The organism is Conexibacter sp. CPCC 205762, from assembly GCF_030646155.1.
Taxonomy (GTDB): domain Bacteria; phylum Actinomycetota; class Thermoleophilia; order Solirubrobacterales; family Solirubrobacteraceae; genus Conexibacter.
The window spans coordinates 28,663-42,508 of record NZ_JAUTDN010000007.1 but is presented as its reverse complement, the minus strand read 5'-3'; the positions used below and the strand labels follow the sequence as shown (position 1 = coordinate 42,508).

The window sequence follows — 13,846 nt, the reverse complement described above, 5'->3', positions numbered from 1 at the left end:
AGTGGATGGCATGCTCTATGCCATCCCGAGACTGACGCGCCAGCAGCTCGCCCAGCTGCGCGAGCTGGACGAGCTGCGCACGCGGCTCGACGGGGAGACGCGCGAGCCGCGCCGCTGGGTCGGGCGGCTGCGGCGCCAGGCGCGCGCGACGGCGGTCGCCAGCTCGACCGCGATCGAGGGCTTCACCGTCGCCGATAGCGACGCGCTCGACCTCGTCGACCGCGTCGCCGTCGTCGACGACGGTGACGAGGACCGCGTCGCCGTCGCCAGTTACGCGCACGCGCTGCGCCACGTCGACGCGCTGGCCGACGACCCGTCGTTCAGATGGCTCGATCGCGTCATCCTCGACCTCCACTTCGACGCGTGCGCCTTCCACGACGCGAAACGGCCGGGGCGCTGGCGCACGGGGCCGGTCTACGTCACGCGCGCCGGCGGCGGCGCGCCGGCCTTCGAAGGGCCGTCGGCCGCGCAGGTGCCGAAGCTGATGCGCGAGGTCGTCGGCTGGCTGCAGCGCGGCGACCTCGACGCGCATCCGGTCGTGCGTGCGGCGATGGCGCACCTGCACGTCGTCTCGGTCCACCCGTTCGAGGACGGCAACGGCCGCGTCGCGCGGATCGTGCAGTCGCTGGTGCTCGCGCGCGACGGCGTGCTGGCGCCCGAGCTGACTTCGATCGAAGAGCAGCTCGGCGAGCGCACCGCCGACTACTACGCCGTCCTCCAGCAGGTGCAGGGCGGCGGCTACCAGCCGCAGCGCGACGCCCGCCCGTGGATCGCCTTCTGCCTCGAAGCCCACCTCGCCCAGGCGCAGCGGCGGCTGCGCCAGGTCGCCGACGCCGGCAGCCGTTGGGGCCGGCTGGAGGCGCTGGCCGAGCAGCGCGGTTGGCCCGAGCGGCTCGTGATCGCGCTCGAGCAGAGCCTCTTCGGCGCGGTCGACCGCGCGGCCTACGCGGCCGAGGCCGACGTCTCTCCGGCCACCGCCAGCGCCGACTTCCGCCGGCTGCTCGACGCCGGGCTCGTCGTCGCCTCCGGCAGAGGCCGCAGCGTGCGCTACGGCGCGAGCGCACGGTTGCGCGACCTCGCCGCCGGCCGCGCCTGAGCGGCCCGCGCGGTTGCGCCGTGGCGCGAGCGCGTGCTACGGTCGTCGTCGGCCCGCAGGGGCCTGCTTATGCGCATCTCGGATTAGACACCCGCCATGAGCAGCGACCGGTCTTTCAACAGACCGTGTCGTCGCGGATGTCACGAGTCCGGAAGAACCTTGCGCATACGAAGGAGCACTGCATGTCATCGGCGTTGCTCGACGCCCGTCAGATCACCCGCGTGCACGGCACCCGCACCGTGCTCGACCACGTCGACCTGCATGTCGGCGGCGACAGCCGGATCGCGCTCGTCGGGCCCAACGGCGCCGGCAAGTCGACGCTGCTGCGGATCCTCGCCGGGCTGGAGCAGCCGGACGGCGGGACCGTCAGGACGCACGGCACGGTCGGCTACCTGCCGCAGCTCGCGAGCGAGGCGGAGGCCGACGGCGCGCGCAGCGTGCGCGCGACGATCATGGAGCGGATCGGCGTCGCGCCCGCGGCGCGCACGCTCGACCTGCTGACGGCCGCGCTCGACGAGGGCCAGCTCGAGGCGATCGACGCGCACGCCGAGGCGGTCGTCGCATGGGTCACGCTCGGCGGCGCCGACGCCGACGCGCGGCTGGAGACGGCCGCCGCCGAGATGGGGCTCGACGCCGCCCTGCTCGACCGCCCGCTGGCGACGCTCAGCGGCGGCCAGGCGGCGCGCGCCGGGCTCGCGGCGCTGCGCACCTCGCGCTTCGACGTCGTGCTGCTGGACGAGCCGACCAACCACCTCGACGCCGACGGGCTCGGCCGCCTGCGCGCGCTGCTGCACGAGCGCGCCGGTGGCACGGTCGTCGTCTCGCACGACCGCGCGCTGCTCGCCGACGTCGCCGGCGAGGTCGTCGCGCTCGACGCCCGCAGCGGCGCCGCGACCCACCACGGCGGCGGCTGGGACAGCTACGAGCGGGCGCGAGCGGAGGATCGCGCACGCCAATTCGCCGCCCACGAGGAGGCGCTCGCCAAGCGCGCGCAGCTGCACGCCGCGGCCGACGAGGCGCGCCGCCGCAGCGCGGCGACGACGAAGCGCGTCGCGCGCAGACCGCGCGACAACGACAAGCACGTCGCCGAGTGGTTCGGCGCCCGCGCCGACGGCGTCGCCAAGCGCGCGGCGACCGTCGCCAGGCGGGCGGAGCGGGTCGAGGTCCCCGACAAGCCCTGGGAGGAGCGGCCGCTGAAGCTGCAGCTGACGACGGCCGAGCGCGGCGGCGGCGCGGTCGTCTCGCTCGACGGCGCCGTGATCGAGCGCGGCGACTTCGTGCTCGGGCCGCTCGACCTGTCGCTGACGCACGGCGAGCGAGTGCTGCTGGCCGGGCCCAACGGCAGCGGCAAGTCGACGCTGATCGGCGCGCTCGCCGGCACGCTGCCGCTGGCGGCCGGCACGCGGCGGCTGGCGCCGAGCGCGGTCGTCGCCGTGCTCGGCCAGGCGCGCGACCGGCTCGCCGCCGACGCGCGACCGCTGGCGAGCGCGGTGCGGGAGCTGACGGGACTGGACGAGACGGAGGCGCGGACCGCGCTCGGCGCCTACGGCCTCGGCCCCGACCAGGCGCAGCGGCCGGCGGCGACGCTGTCGCCGGGCGAGCGGACGCGCGCGGAGCTGGCCGTGCTCGCACGGCTGCGGGCGACCTGCCTGCTGCTCGACGAGCCGACCAACCACCTCGACGTCGCCTCGCTGGAGACGCTCGAGGCGGCGCTCGCCGACTGGCCCGGCGCGCTGCTCGTCGCGAGCCACGACCTGCGCCTGCGCGCGGCGCTGCAGCTCACGCGGGAGCTGACGCTGTGAGCAGCCGACGGGACACCGTGCACCGACAAACGGGCCAGTCGCGGTGTCCGAAGTCGCTCCATGCGGCGAATGCCGCAGCCCTGGACGGGGGAGAGAATCCTCGCCGACGATGTCAGACACCACTGCCCCACCGATCGACAGCTACAACCCGCGCGCCCCCTTCCTCGACGAGCTGTTCGAGACCGACGGGCGGCCGCGCGAGGTCGCGCGTGCGCTGATCTCCGAGCTGGAGCGGATCGGCGCCGAGGGCCTGACCGAGGTCGGCAGGCGCCGCGACGCGACCTTCCTGCGCCAGGGGATCACGTTCGAGACCAGCGGCGAGGACGGGCCGACGCGCGAGCGCCCGTTCCCGCTCGACCTCGTCCCGCGCGTGATCGGCGGCGACGAGTGGCGCACGCTCAAGCGCGGCCTGGCGCAGCGGATCCGCGCGCTCAACGCCTTCGTCGACGACATCTACCACGCGCGCGAGATCGTGCGCGAGGGGATTGTGCCGTGGCGGCTGGTCGTCAGCTCGCCCAACTTCGCCCGTGCCGTCCACGGCATCCGCCCGCCCGGCGGCGTCTACACGCACGTCGCCGGCTGCGACCTCGTGCGCCACTCCAACGGCTCCTGGAAGGTGATCGAGGACAACGTCCGCACGCCCTCCGGGATCTCCTACGTGCTCGAGAACCGCGCCGCGATGACGCAGCTCGTGCCGCAGCTGTTCGCCAACTACCGCGTGCGCCCGGTCGACCACTACCCGCAGCTGCTGCTGAGAGCGCTGCGCTCGGTCGCGCCGTCGGCCGACAGCGAGGCGACCGTCGTCGTGTGGACGCCCGGCTCGCTCAACTCTGCCTACTTCGAGCACGCCTTCCTCGCGCGCCAGATGGGCGTCGAGCTGGTCGAGGCCTCCGACCTGGTCGTGCGCGACGACGTCCTCTACATGCGCACGACGCGCGGCCTCGAACGGGTCCACGCCGTCTACCGCCGGCTCGACGACGACTTCGTCGACCCGCTCGAGTTCCGGCCCGACTCGCTGCTCGGCGTGCCCGGCCTCGTGCGCGCCTACCGCGCCGGCTCGGTCGCGATCGCCAACGCCTTCGGCACCGGCGTCGCCGACAACAAGGCCGTCTACCACTTCGTCCCCGAGATGATCCGCTTCTACCTCGGCGAGGAGCCGATCCTCGAGAACGTCAAGACCTACCTGCTCGCCGACGAGGAGGTGCGCGAGCACGTGCTGTCGCGGATCGACCAGCTCGTCGTCAAGCCGACCGACGAGTCCGGCGGCAAGGGCGTCACGATCGGCCCGCACGCGACCGAGCGGGAGCTGGAGCAGGTCGCGGCGGCGGTGCGCGCGAAGCCGGAGGCGTGGATCGCGCAGGAGGTAGTGCGGCTGTCGACGGTGCCGACCGTCGGGCCCGACGGGCTGCTCGCGCCGCGCCACGTCGACCTGCGCCCGTTCGCCGTCTTCGGCGAGCGGATCGACATCGTCCCCGGCGGGCTGACGCGGGTCGCGCTGCAGGAGGGCTCGATGATCGTCAACTCCTCGCGCGGCGGCGGTTCGAAGGACACGTGGGTGCTGGAGGACGGCGACGACGCCGACCGCGCCGGCCCGCCGCTGGCGGACGTCTCCAGCCCGCCGGCGCTGCCGGAGATGCGCTACGGCGACGCCTGGACCAACCAGCAGCAGCAACAGCAGCAGGAGCCGCAGTAATGCTCGCGCGGATCGCGCACGAGCTGTACTGGCTCGGCCGCAACCTCGCGCGCGCCGAGTTCACGGCGCGCGCCGTCGACGGCGTCTTCCGCTCGGAGCTGCAGACGCCGTCGGACTCCGGGCCGGGCCTGACGCTCGGCTGGCACGGCCTGCTGATGATGCTCGGCGGCACGCCCGGTGACGAGGCGCTCGGCCGCGGGCATGCGCTCGCGCGGCTGACGCTCGACGCCGACCGGCCCGACTCGATGCTCGCCTCGGTCGAGCGGGCGCGCGAGGGCGCCCGTGCCGTCCGCGACGTGATCTCGGCCGAGATGTGGGAGGCGATCAACACGACCACGCTGACGCTGCGCGGCGACGGCACCGCCAGATGGTCGGCGCCGGCCGGCCCCTACCTCGCCTCCCAGTACGTCAAGCAGCGGACCGCGCTGATCTGGGGGATCGCCGACCGCGCGATGCTGCGCGACGAGGCGAAGTCGTTCCTCGACGCCGGCTCCTTCATCGAGGTCGCCGACATGATGCTGCGGCTGCTGCGGATCGCGCTGCCGACGGCCGAGCAGGACCCGCGCCGCGACGGCAACGCGCTCGCGCTGCTGCAGGCGGTCGGCGGCTTCCACGCCTACCTGCGCGCCGTCACCGCGCCGCCGAACGCGCAGCCGGTCGCGCGCTTCCTGATCTTCGAGCGCGCCTATCCCGACAGCGTCGCCGCCTGCGTCGACTCGCTGCACGACGCCTTCGCCGCCGCCGACGCCTCGCCGCGCGACTCGCAGCCGGTGCTGCGCGTCAGCCGCCTCGCCGCCGACCTCGACTTCCAGCGGCGGATGCTGCCGGCGGGAACCGAACTGGTCGACATCTGCGAGCGCGCGCAGCACGAGCTGGTCGCCGTCGACCAGGACGTCGCCGATCGCTACTTCGCCGGCATGGCCGCCGGCGAGCGCGGGATCGCGATGGTGGTCTGACCGTGCACTTCTCGATCCGCTACCTGACCGAGTACAGATACGGCTCGCCGGTCAGCGACAACCTCAACGCGCTGCGCGTGCGGCCGGCGACGACCTCCTCGCAGCGCTGCGACGAGTTCCACACACGGATCGACCCGGAGGCGCGCGTCACCCGCCACCTCGACTACTTCGGCACCGAGGTGCTGGAGTTCGGCATTCCGACCGGGCACGACCACCTGACGATCGACGTGCGCGCCCGCGTCGTCACGAGCGCGCCGCCGGAGCCGCCGCACGGGCCGTGGTCGGCGCTGACCTCCGACGCCTACGTCGAGGCGGCGGGCGAGTTCCTGCTGCCCTGGCAGGACCAGCCGCCGATCGCGGGGATCGAGGAACTGGAGGCGTCGATCAGGACCGCCGCCGATCCCCTGGCCGCGCTGCGGCTGCTGGTCGAGCTGGTGCCGGACACGTTCGAGTACCGTCGCGGCGCGACCTACGTCGGCTCGACCGTCAGCGACCTGCTCGCCGCCGGCGCCGGCGTCTGCCAGGACTTCGTCCACCTCTCGCTGGTGCTGCTGCGGCGCCACGGGATCGCCGCCCGCTACGTCTCCGGCTACCTGTGGGCGGCGCCGGAGGACGAGGGCTCGGACTCGCTGGAGGTCGACACCCACGCCTGGCTGGAGGCGCTGCTGCCCGGCGTCGACGGTCGCGGCGAGCCGGTCTGGGTCGGCGTCGACCCGACCAACCGCCGCTTCGCCGGCGAGACGCACGTGAAGATCGGCCACGGCCGCTTCTACGCCGACATCCCGCCGGTCAAGGGCGTCTACCGCGGCGGCTCGACCTCGACGCTCGGCGCCAACGTCCAGATGTCCCGCCTCGACCCGCAGGCCGGCGCGCGGGCCTGACGCTCAGTCGCCGTCGAAGTCGTGGGCGAGCGGGAGGGCGGCCCAGAGGAGCGCGAAGAGGAGGAAGCTGAGCGCGCCGGTGACGATCGTCATGGTGGTGCCGAAGAGGTAGTCGGCGATCAGCACCATCGCGCCGACGAGCGCGAGCGCGAGCGTGGTGAGGCCGGCGATCGTCAGGCGGTTGGCGGCGGCGACCAGCTCCGGGCGGCGTCTGGCGCGGAAGTTGAGGCGGTGGTAGGCGGTCGGGGCGACCAGCAGCACGGTCGTCAGGAGCACGAGGCAGAGCGTCACGAAGTAGACGTCGCGCTGGAAGCTGGTGACGGTGTCCCAGCCCTTCTGGAACGGGACCGCGAGCAGGAAGGCGAACAGCACCTGCACGCCCGGCAGCGCGACGCGCAGCTCGTTCAGCAGCTCGATCAGGTTGCGGTCGAGCCGCTCCTCCTCGCTCTCCTCGCGTGCGGGCATGGTGATCCGGTACCCGCAGAAGGCCGGGTTCTCCCGGGGCTGCCCTCTCAGGGTCGACTCCGGGTCATGCCGGATGGTGCAACGGCGGTCGCGGGTCCATAGTCGAGAGCGTCACCGCACACCCTCGTCTCAGGACGCCGACCAATGCCGCAGATCGCCTCGCTCCCCACCGCCTCCACCGCCCTCGCCGGGCCCGCCCGCGCCCGCACCCGCGGCGCCCGTGCCTCCCGCCGCCCCGGCCTCGCCGCCCGCGGCGCGACGCTGGCGCGGCTGCTGCTGGTGCCGGGCGCGGCGGTCGCGGAGCTGAACGCGATCGGCGACCGGCCCGACGCGCTGCCCTCGCGCGCGCCCCACCACGCCTGACCGCCAGCAAGGAGCCTCCGCATGAACCCCGACGCCTCCGTGCCGACGCGGCCGCTGCTGCGCCGCCGCGCCGACGACCAGATCCTGCTCGGCGTCTGCGCCGGCATCGCGCGCAGCTTCGAGCTGCGGCCGCTGGTCGTGCGCTCGGCCGCGGTGCTGGCCGGCGCGCTCGCCTTCCCGCTGCTCGTGATCGCCTACACGGCGCTCGCGCTGATCATGCCGCGCGACGACGGCCGCGTGCTGCTCGGCGGCCGCCCCGACGACGGCCGCGAGCAGGTCCTCGGCTGGTCGTTCGTGCTGTTCGCCGGGCTGCTGCTGATCGTCTCGCGGCTGCAGCCGGAGGAGCTGGTGTGGCCCGCGCTCGACTCCAGCGCGCTGCCGTTCGCCGGGATCGCGATCGTCTGGCTGACCTTGCGCGATCGCAAGCACGCGGCGCCGGACGTCTCCGGGGCGAGCGCCCCGGGGGCGCCGCCCGCGCCTGCCGCGCCCGCGTCCGCTGCACCGACCCCGCCCGCGCCGATGACGCCGCCGCCGGCCGCGCCCGCCGCCGCGCCGGCGCCGACGCCCCCGCCCGCATCCACGCCGACGAGCGGCGACGTGGTCGACGGCACCGCCACGACCGTCGTCCACGACGTGCCGGCGGTACCGTCTCAGCGTGGCCCAGGCCGATTCCTCGCCCGCCTCAGACGCGGTGACTGACGCACTGCCGGCGCCCGCGCCGGCGCACCGCCCGCTCGCGCGCAGCGCCGAGCATCGCGTGCTGCTCGGCGTCTGCGGCGGGATCGGGCAGGGGCTCGGCGTCGATCCCGTGGTCGTGCGGCTCGCGTTCGCGGTCGCGACCGCGGCCGGCGGCATCGGGATCGCCGTCTACCTCGCCGCCGCGCTGCTGCTGCCGGCCCCGCCGTTGGACGCGCCCCGCCGCCCCTACCGCGCCCGCGCGCAGGAGGCGGCCGGCCTGCTGCTGCTGATCCTCGTCGGCTCGGCGGTGCTGTCGAGCACCGGCATCCTGCTGCCGCTCGACGTGCTCGGCCCCGGCGTGCTGCTGCTCGGCGGCCTCGCGCTGATCTGGCGCCAGGCCAACCCGCAGCAGTCGATCCCGACGCCGGCCGGCCCGCTGCTCGACACCAGAGACGCCGCCCGCACCGTCGGCGGCCTCGTGCTGGTCGCGCTCGGCGCGCTGCTGTTCCTGCGCCTCGGCGCCGACGCGACCGCGCTCGTCAGCGCCGCGATCGCCGCCTCCGTCGCGGCCGCCGGGATCGGCCTGCTGGTCGGCCCGCGGCTGCGGCAGGCGCGGATCGAGGCCGAGGCGGAGCGGCGCGAGCGGATCCAGACGGAGGAGCGCGAGCGCGTCGCCGCGCGGCTGCACGACTCGGTCCTGCAGACGCTGGCGCTGATCCAGCGCGAGCCCGACGCGCGAAGGGCGCAGCTGCTCGCGCGCCAGCAGGAGCGCGAGCTGCGCGCCTGGCTGTACGGCAGGGAGGACGCCGACGCGCCCGCGACCTTCGCCGCCGCGCTGCGCCACGCCGCGCAGGAGGTCGAGGCCAACTACGGCGTCGGCGTGAGGCTGGTGCAGCCGCGCGACGCGCCGCTGGACCCCGACCTGGAGGCGCTCGCGATGGCGGCGCGCGAGGCGATCACGAACGCCGCCAAGCACGCCGGCGTCAGCGAGGTGTCGGTGCTGGCGCGCGTCGGCGAGCGCGAGGCGTCGGTGTTCGTGCGCGACCGCGGCAGCGGCTTCGAGCGCGCGCTCGTCGCGCCCGACCGGCGCGGCCTGCGCGAGTCGATCGAGGCGCGCATGGCCCGCCACCGCGGGCATGCGACGATTCACAGCGTGGTCGGCGAAGGGACCGAGATCGAGCTGACGCTGCCGCGCGCCGGTCTGCCCGCCGCGCCCGCTCCGCCGAGCGCGCCCGCCCCGGAGGCCCGCCCGTGAACCTGCCGCTGCGCAAGGTCGTGCTCGTCGACGACCACGCGATCTTCCGCGCCGGCCTCAAGGCCGGGCTCGGCCCGACGATCGAGGTCGTCGGCGAGGCCGGCACGGTCGAGGAGGCGATCGGGACGATCCGCGCGCTCGACCCCGACGTCGTGCTGCTCGACGTCCACCTGCCCGACGGCGGCGGCCAGGCGGTCATCCCGGCCGTCCACGCCGAGCGGCCGGGCGTGCGCTTCCTCGCGCTGTCGGTCTCCGACGCGGCCGAGGACGTCGTCGCCGTGATCCGCGCCGGCGCGCGCGGCTACGTGACGAAGTCGATCGCGCCCGACGAGCTGGTCGACGCGATCCACAAGATCGCCGACGGCGACGCCGTCTTCTCGCCGTGGCTGGCCGGCTTCGTGCTCGACGCCTTCGGCGGCGGCGAGGCCGGCGACGGCGCCAGGGGCGCGCCGGCGACGATCGGCGCCGCCGACCCGGAGCTGGACCAGCTGACCGCGCGCGAGCAGGACGTGCTGCTGCTGATCGCGCGCGGCTATCTCTACAAGGAGATCGGCGCGAGACTCCACATCTCCGTCAAGACGGTCGAGTCGCACGTCTCCAATGTGCTGCGCAAGCTGCAGCTGTCCAACCGCGCCGAGCTGACGCGCTGGGCAGCCCAGCGGCGGATGATCTAGCGCGGCTCAACCCGCGCCGCCGCTCGTCACCGCGCCGTCATGCCTCCGTCGACGACCATCGCCGCGCCGACGACCGACGCCGCCTCGTCGCTGAGCAGGTAGGCGGCCATCGCCGCGATCTCCTGCGGCTGCACGAAGCGGCCGTGCGGCTGACGCGCCTGCATCGCGGCCTGCGCCGCCGCGGGATCCTCCGCGCCAGCGGTGATCCGCTCGATCCAGGGGGTCTCGACGGTGCCGGGGACGATGCAGTTGACGCGCACCCCGGCGCCGACGTGGTCGATCGCGGCGGCGCGCGTCAACGCCAGCACCGCGCCCTTGGCCGCGCTGTAGGCGGCGCGATCCGGGATCCCCACGAGCGCCGCGATCGAGGAGACGTTGACGATCGCGCCGCCGCCGCCCGCGACGAGCGCCGGGACCGCCGCCGCGATCCCGAGAAAGGTGCCGCGGACGCTCACGGCGAGCACCGCGTCGAGCTGCTCGACGGTCGTCTCCGGCGCGGTCCCGGCGACGCCGACGCCGGCGTTGTTGACGAGCCCGGCGAAGCCGCCGAGCGCGACCGCCCGGGCGACCATCTCGCGCACGTCGCGCTCGTCGGTGACGTCGGTCGCGCAGGCGGTGACGGCGCCGCCGGGCGCGAGCGCCGCGGTCGCCTCGGCAGCCGCGACGTCACGGTCGGCGGCGAGCACGCGCGCGCCCTCGGAGACGAGCCGCAGCGCGATCGCGCGGCCGATCCCGGAGCCGGCGCCGGTGACCGCGATCGTCCGCCCGGCGAGTCGTTCTGCGAGCGCCATCGCTCAGCCTTTCTCCGCGCCGGCGAGCTGACCCGCGACGAGGAAGCGTTGGGAGAAGAGGAACACGACGAGCACCGGCGCCGCCGTCAGCAGCGCCGCCAGCGCGGCCTCGGGCGCCTGGATCGGGAGGTCGCCGAGACCGCGCGCCGGATTGATCGCCGGCGTCGAGCTGAGCAGCGTCTGGAGGCCGATCTGGAGCGTGTAGCGGCTGTCGTCGCTCAGCATGATGAACGGCAGGAAGTAGTTGTTCCAGACGGCGGTGAAGCTGAAGAAGCCGATCAGCGCGACCGCCGGCTTCGACAGCGGCAGCGCGATGCGGCGGAACAGCTCCCACTCGCTGGCGCCGTCGATGCGACCGGCGTCGAGCAGCGACGGCGGCAGCGCCGCGGCGTAGTGGAGGTAGGCGAGGTAGACGCCGAACGGGAACAGCCCGCTCGGCAGGATCACCGCCCACGCCGTGTCGATCAGCCGCAGCTGCGCCATCTCCAGGAACAGCGGCAGCACGAGCGCCGCCTGCGGCACGATCATCGTCAGCAGCGTCAGCGTCAGCAGCAGCTTGCGACCCGGGAAGCGGTAGGTCGCGAGCGCGTACCCGGCCGGCAGGCAGAGCACGATCGCCAGCGCGACCGACGCGGCCGAGTACAGCACCGAGTTCTGCAGCCAGACGAGGATCTGCCCGTCGTTGAACGTCATCAGGTTGTCCCACGTCGTCCCGACCTGGGAGAACGAGCCGAACGAGAGCGGGAAGTCGCCGCTGAGCTGCTCGTTGGTCTTCGTCGGCGCGAGCGCGAGCCAGACGAGCGGCCCGCCGAAGAGGAAGGCCGTCGCGAGCATCACGACGATGCGGCCGGTGCGTCCTGTCAGCGGCAGCATCTAGCGCTCCGTCGCATCGGTCGCGTACAGCTTCGTGCGGAAGACGATCACGAGCGCGACCGTGAGCCCGACCGCCAGCAGCATCAGCGAGAGCGCGGCGGCCATGCCGAAGTCGCCCTGCTGGGTGGCGTAGAAGTAGCCGAGCTGGTTGACCGACCAGGTCGGGCTGATCTGCCCGCTGAAGGCCGAGCCGAGCACCTGCGGCTCGACGAACACCTGCGTGCCGTAGGCGAAGCAGGAGACGAGCGCGAGCGCGAGGTACTTGCGCACCATCGGCAGCTTGATCCGCGTCGCCAGCTGCCAGGCGTTGGCGCCGTCGACCCGGGCGGCGTCGAAGACCTCGCCCGGGAGCGCCGACATCGCGCCGTAGAGGACGACGATCCAGCCGCCGGCGGTGACCGCCGTCGCGATCAGCGCCAGCACGAGCGGCAGCCGCGACGGCGTCAGCGCGTCGGTCGCGGTCTCGATCCCGAGCAGGTCGAGCAGCGGCCCGAAGGGGCTCAGCGCCGGGCTGATCATGAACAGCCACAGCAGCGCCGCGGCCGATCCGGTGACCGCGCCGGGCAGGTACCAGGCGAAGCGCATCGCGGTCGAGAAGCGGCCGCGGCGGGCGTGCGCCAGCAGCGCCAGCACGACGATCACGACCAGCATCGTCGGCAGCCACACGAGCAGGTAGGTGCCGACGTGGGAGGCGGCGTCGGGCAGCCGCGAGTCGTCGAGCACGGCTCTCCAGCGGCCGAGGCCGTCGAAGGTCGTGCCGAGCCCCGTGTCGGAGTTGCGGCGGAACGACATCCACAGCGCGTAGAGCGCGGGCGCCACGCCGAACGCGATCAGGAAGACCGCGTACGGCGCGACGAACAGGTACGGCGCCAGGCGCGAACGCCGCCGCGACGCGCGGGTCGGCAGGATGCGCCTGCGGGTCGCGACGGCGTCGCTCATCTCACTGCTGCTCGACGCTGTAGCCGGCCGTCTGAGCCGCCTCGACGAGACGGTCCTGCCACGGGTCCATCAGCGCCTCCAGCTTGTCGCCCTTCTTCAGGCCGGCGACAACGATCTCCGCGAACGACGGCTGCCAGGCCGCCTCGTATCTGACGTAGTTCCAGTTCTCGCGGATCTTGCCGGCCTCCTCCTGCATCGCCGGCACCGGGTCGGCGGCGTAGTAGTCGTCGTCGGCCTTCGCTCTCGCCCACGCGTCGGCGGCGGCCTCGAACGCCGGGTAGGTCGTCAGGCCCTGCTGCAGTCTCGTGTCGGTCGTCAGCCATTCGACGAGTCTGCCGGCGGCGACCTTGTCGCCGGTGTGCTGGGAGATCGCCCAGACGCCGCCGCCGACCGTGCCGGCGTAGGGCACGTCCTCGCCGGGCCACGTCGGCATCGTCGTCGCGGTCAGTCTGCCGGCCGGGAATCTCAGCGCCTTGAAGCCGAAGTCGCCCATCCACGACGCCATCGGCAGCATCAGCACCTGCTCGCTTCTCATCAGTCTCGTGAACTCGGGGTCGAAGAGGCCGGAGAGCGAGACCGATCTGTTGTCGATCAGCGGCTGCAGCAGCTCGTTGACGCGCGTGCACTCGTCGGCGTGGAGGTCGATGCGGACGCTGTCGGCGCCCGTCGTCTGCTTGATCGGACAACCGCTGGAGCCGTAGAAGACCTGCTCCATCATGTGGTCGCCGAAGGCGCCGACGACCATGCCCGGATGCTCTCTGGCGACCCGCTCGCCGAGCGCGGCGTACTCGTCCCACGTTCTCGGGACGTCGTAGCCGAGTCTTCTCATCAGCGGCGCGTCGTACCACAGCACCGTCTGCGCGAGGTCGTTCTGGATGCAGACGACTCTGCCGCCGAAGGTGCAGTTCGTGATCGTGCTGGGCGCGAAGCCGTCGCGCACGTCCTGGCCGATCACGTCGTCGAGCGGCGCGGCGTAGTTGTAGGGCGGACCCTGCAGCGCCGAGATCTCCGACGGCGTCGCGAGGAAGACGACGTCGGGCCAGCCCTTGCGGGTGCGGTTGGCGAGCTGGACCTTCGTCGAGACGTAGCCGGCGTCGGCCGGGATCGTGACGATCTTGAGGTCGGCCTGCGGGTGGGCTCTCGCGTAGGCGCGCACCTGCTCGACGCGGGTGGCGTCGGCCCATACGGTCAGCTGTCCGCCACCGCTCGTCGCGGCGCTGTTCGCGCTCGTGCTCGTGCTGCTGCCGGAGTCCGAGCTGCCGCACGCGGCGAGCGCGAGCGCGCTCGCGACCGTCAGCAGCGCTCCGGCGGTGACACGCCTGATCTGTCCCATCTGGCCTCTCCTGGTGACGCTCCGGCGACCCCGGAGCGAAAATAGAT

General features: G+C 73.9%; 14 protein-coding genes. 9 read left to right on the top strand and 5 right to left on the bottom strand.

Annotated elements, in window-relative coordinates; all coding sequences use genetic code 11:
• The first annotated feature begins 10 nt into the window (after positions 1-10).
• From Q7L73_RS08885 to Q7L73_RS08865, 5 genes are all read left to right on the top strand, one after another.
• A complete protein-coding gene (locus Q7L73_RS08885; protein WP_304688823.1) occupies positions 11-1,096 on the top strand; it encodes a Fic family protein in 1,086 nt (361 codons plus the stop codon).
• Positions 1,097-1,278: 182 nt separating this feature from the next.
• On the top strand, positions 1,279-2,898 hold the full coding sequence (locus tag Q7L73_RS08880; protein WP_304688821.1) for an ABC-F family ATP-binding cassette domain-containing protein: 1,620 nt from the start codon (positions 1,279-1,281) through the stop codon (positions 2,896-2,898).
• 109 nt (positions 2,899-3,007) lie between these two features.
• Positions 3,008-4,591, top strand: coding sequence for a circularly permuted type 2 ATP-grasp protein (locus Q7L73_RS08875; protein WP_304688819.1), 1,584 nt, complete (start codon positions 3,008-3,010; stop codon positions 4,589-4,591).
• On the top strand, positions 4,591-5,547 hold the full coding sequence (locus tag Q7L73_RS08870; RefSeq protein WP_304688817.1) for an alpha-E domain-containing protein: 957 nt from the start codon (positions 4,591-4,593) through the stop codon (positions 5,545-5,547). The genes Q7L73_RS08875 and Q7L73_RS08870 overlap by 1 nt, the downstream gene beginning before the upstream one ends.
• Positions 5,548-5,549: 2 nt before the next feature.
• Positions 5,550-6,428 carry a transglutaminase family protein gene (locus Q7L73_RS08865; protein ID WP_304688815.1) on the top strand — a complete coding sequence of 293 codons (879 nt, stop codon included), beginning with the start codon at positions 5,550-5,552 and terminating at the stop codon, positions 6,426-6,428.
• Between the two features lie 3 nt (positions 6,429-6,431).
• On the opposite strand, the gene Q7L73_RS08860 is transcribed toward Q7L73_RS08865, so the two are convergent.
• Positions 6,432-6,893 carry a DUF6328 family protein gene (locus tag Q7L73_RS08860; RefSeq protein WP_304688813.1) on the bottom strand — a complete coding sequence of 154 codons (462 nt, stop codon included), beginning with the start codon at positions 6,891-6,893 and terminating at the stop codon, positions 6,432-6,434.
• Between the two features lie 144 nt (positions 6,894-7,037).
• Here Q7L73_RS08860 and Q7L73_RS08855 point away from each other — a divergent pair, with 144 nt between their 5' ends.
• The 4 genes from Q7L73_RS08855 to Q7L73_RS08840 are packed head-to-tail and all read left to right on the top strand — an operon-like array spanning position 7,038 to position 9,863.
• Complete coding sequence (locus tag Q7L73_RS08855; RefSeq protein ID WP_304688811.1) at positions 7,038-7,256, top strand: hypothetical protein; 219 nt, start codon at positions 7,038-7,040, stop codon at positions 7,254-7,256.
• A 21-nt stretch (positions 7,257-7,277) separates the two neighbouring features.
• The gene (locus tag Q7L73_RS08850) at positions 7,278-7,955 is read left to right on the top strand and encodes a PspC domain-containing protein (protein ID WP_304688809.1); all 678 of its coding nucleotides are present in this window, start codon (positions 7,278-7,280) and stop codon (positions 7,953-7,955) included.
• Positions 7,912-9,189: an ATP-binding protein gene (locus Q7L73_RS08845; protein ID WP_304715529.1), complete on the top strand. Its 1,278-nt coding sequence runs from the start codon at positions 7,912-7,914 to the stop codon at positions 9,187-9,189. Before Q7L73_RS08850 ends, Q7L73_RS08845 begins: the two co-directional genes overlap by 44 nt.
• On the top strand, positions 9,186-9,863 hold the full coding sequence (locus Q7L73_RS08840; protein ID WP_304688805.1) for a response regulator transcription factor: 678 nt from the start codon (positions 9,186-9,188) through the stop codon (positions 9,861-9,863). Before Q7L73_RS08845 ends, Q7L73_RS08840 begins: the two co-directional genes overlap by 4 nt.
• Before the next feature lie 26 nt (positions 9,864-9,889).
• On the opposite strand, the gene Q7L73_RS08835 is transcribed toward Q7L73_RS08840, so the two are convergent.
• From Q7L73_RS08835 to Q7L73_RS08820, 4 genes are read right to left on the bottom strand one after another with little or no spacing between them, the layout of a single operon-like run.
• Positions 9,890-10,654 (bottom strand): SDR family NAD(P)-dependent oxidoreductase, encoded by a 765-nt coding sequence (locus Q7L73_RS08835; protein ID WP_304688804.1) that lies wholly within the window; start codon positions 10,652-10,654, stop codon positions 9,890-9,892.
• A 3-nt stretch (positions 10,655-10,657) separates the two neighbouring features.
• The gene (locus Q7L73_RS08830) at positions 10,658-11,527 is read right to left on the bottom strand and encodes a carbohydrate ABC transporter permease (RefSeq protein WP_304688802.1); all 870 of its coding nucleotides are present in this window, start codon (positions 11,525-11,527) and stop codon (positions 10,658-10,660) included.
• Positions 11,528-12,466, bottom strand: a complete 939-nt coding sequence (locus Q7L73_RS08825; RefSeq protein ID WP_304688801.1) for a carbohydrate ABC transporter permease — start codon at positions 12,464-12,466, stop codon at positions 11,528-11,530. It abuts the gene before it with no gap.
• Between the two features lies 1 nt (position 12,467).
• Positions 12,468-13,799 carry an ABC transporter substrate-binding protein gene (locus tag Q7L73_RS08820; protein WP_304688799.1) on the bottom strand — a complete coding sequence of 444 codons (1,332 nt, stop codon included), beginning with the start codon at positions 13,797-13,799 and terminating at the stop codon, positions 12,468-12,470.
• Between the last annotated feature and the right edge of the window lie 47 nt (positions 13,800-13,846).

Excerpts from the sequence above, each read along its gene's own strand:
- Q7L73_RS08885 (WP_304688823.1), top strand. The coding sequence starts at position 11 with ATGCTCTATGCCATCCCGAGACTGACGCGCCAGCAGCTCGCCCAGCTG.
- Q7L73_RS08880 (WP_304688821.1), top strand. The coding sequence starts at position 1,279 with ATGTCATCGGCGTTGCTCGACGCCCGTCAGATCACCCGCGTGCACGGC.
- Q7L73_RS08875 (WP_304688819.1), top strand. The coding sequence starts at position 3,008 with ATGTCAGACACCACTGCCCCACCGATCGACAGCTACAACCCGCGCGCC.
- Q7L73_RS08870 (WP_304688817.1), top strand. The coding sequence starts at position 4,591 with ATGCTCGCGCGGATCGCGCACGAGCTGTACTGGCTCGGCCGCAACCTC.
- Q7L73_RS08860 (WP_304688813.1), bottom strand. The coding sequence starts at position 6,893 with ATGCCCGCACGCGAGGAGAGCGAGGAGGAGCGGCTCGACCGCAACCTG.
- Q7L73_RS08855 (WP_304688811.1), top strand. The coding sequence starts at position 7,038 with ATGCCGCAGATCGCCTCGCTCCCCACCGCCTCCACCGCCCTCGCCGGG.
- Q7L73_RS08850 (WP_304688809.1), top strand. The coding sequence starts at position 7,278 with ATGAACCCCGACGCCTCCGTGCCGACGCGGCCGCTGCTGCGCCGCCGC.
- Q7L73_RS08835 (WP_304688804.1), bottom strand. The coding sequence starts at position 10,654 with ATGGCGCTCGCAGAACGACTCGCCGGGCGGACGATCGCGGTCACCGGC.
- Q7L73_RS08830 (WP_304688802.1), bottom strand. The coding sequence starts at position 11,527 with ATGCTGCCGCTGACAGGACGCACCGGCCGCATCGTCGTGATGCTCGCG.
- Q7L73_RS08825 (WP_304688801.1), bottom strand. The coding sequence starts at position 12,466 with ATGAGCGACGCCGTCGCGACCCGCAGGCGCATCCTGCCGACCCGCGCG.
- Q7L73_RS08820 (WP_304688799.1), bottom strand. The coding sequence starts at position 13,799 with ATGGGACAGATCAGGCGTGTCACCGCCGGAGCGCTGCTGACGGTCGCG.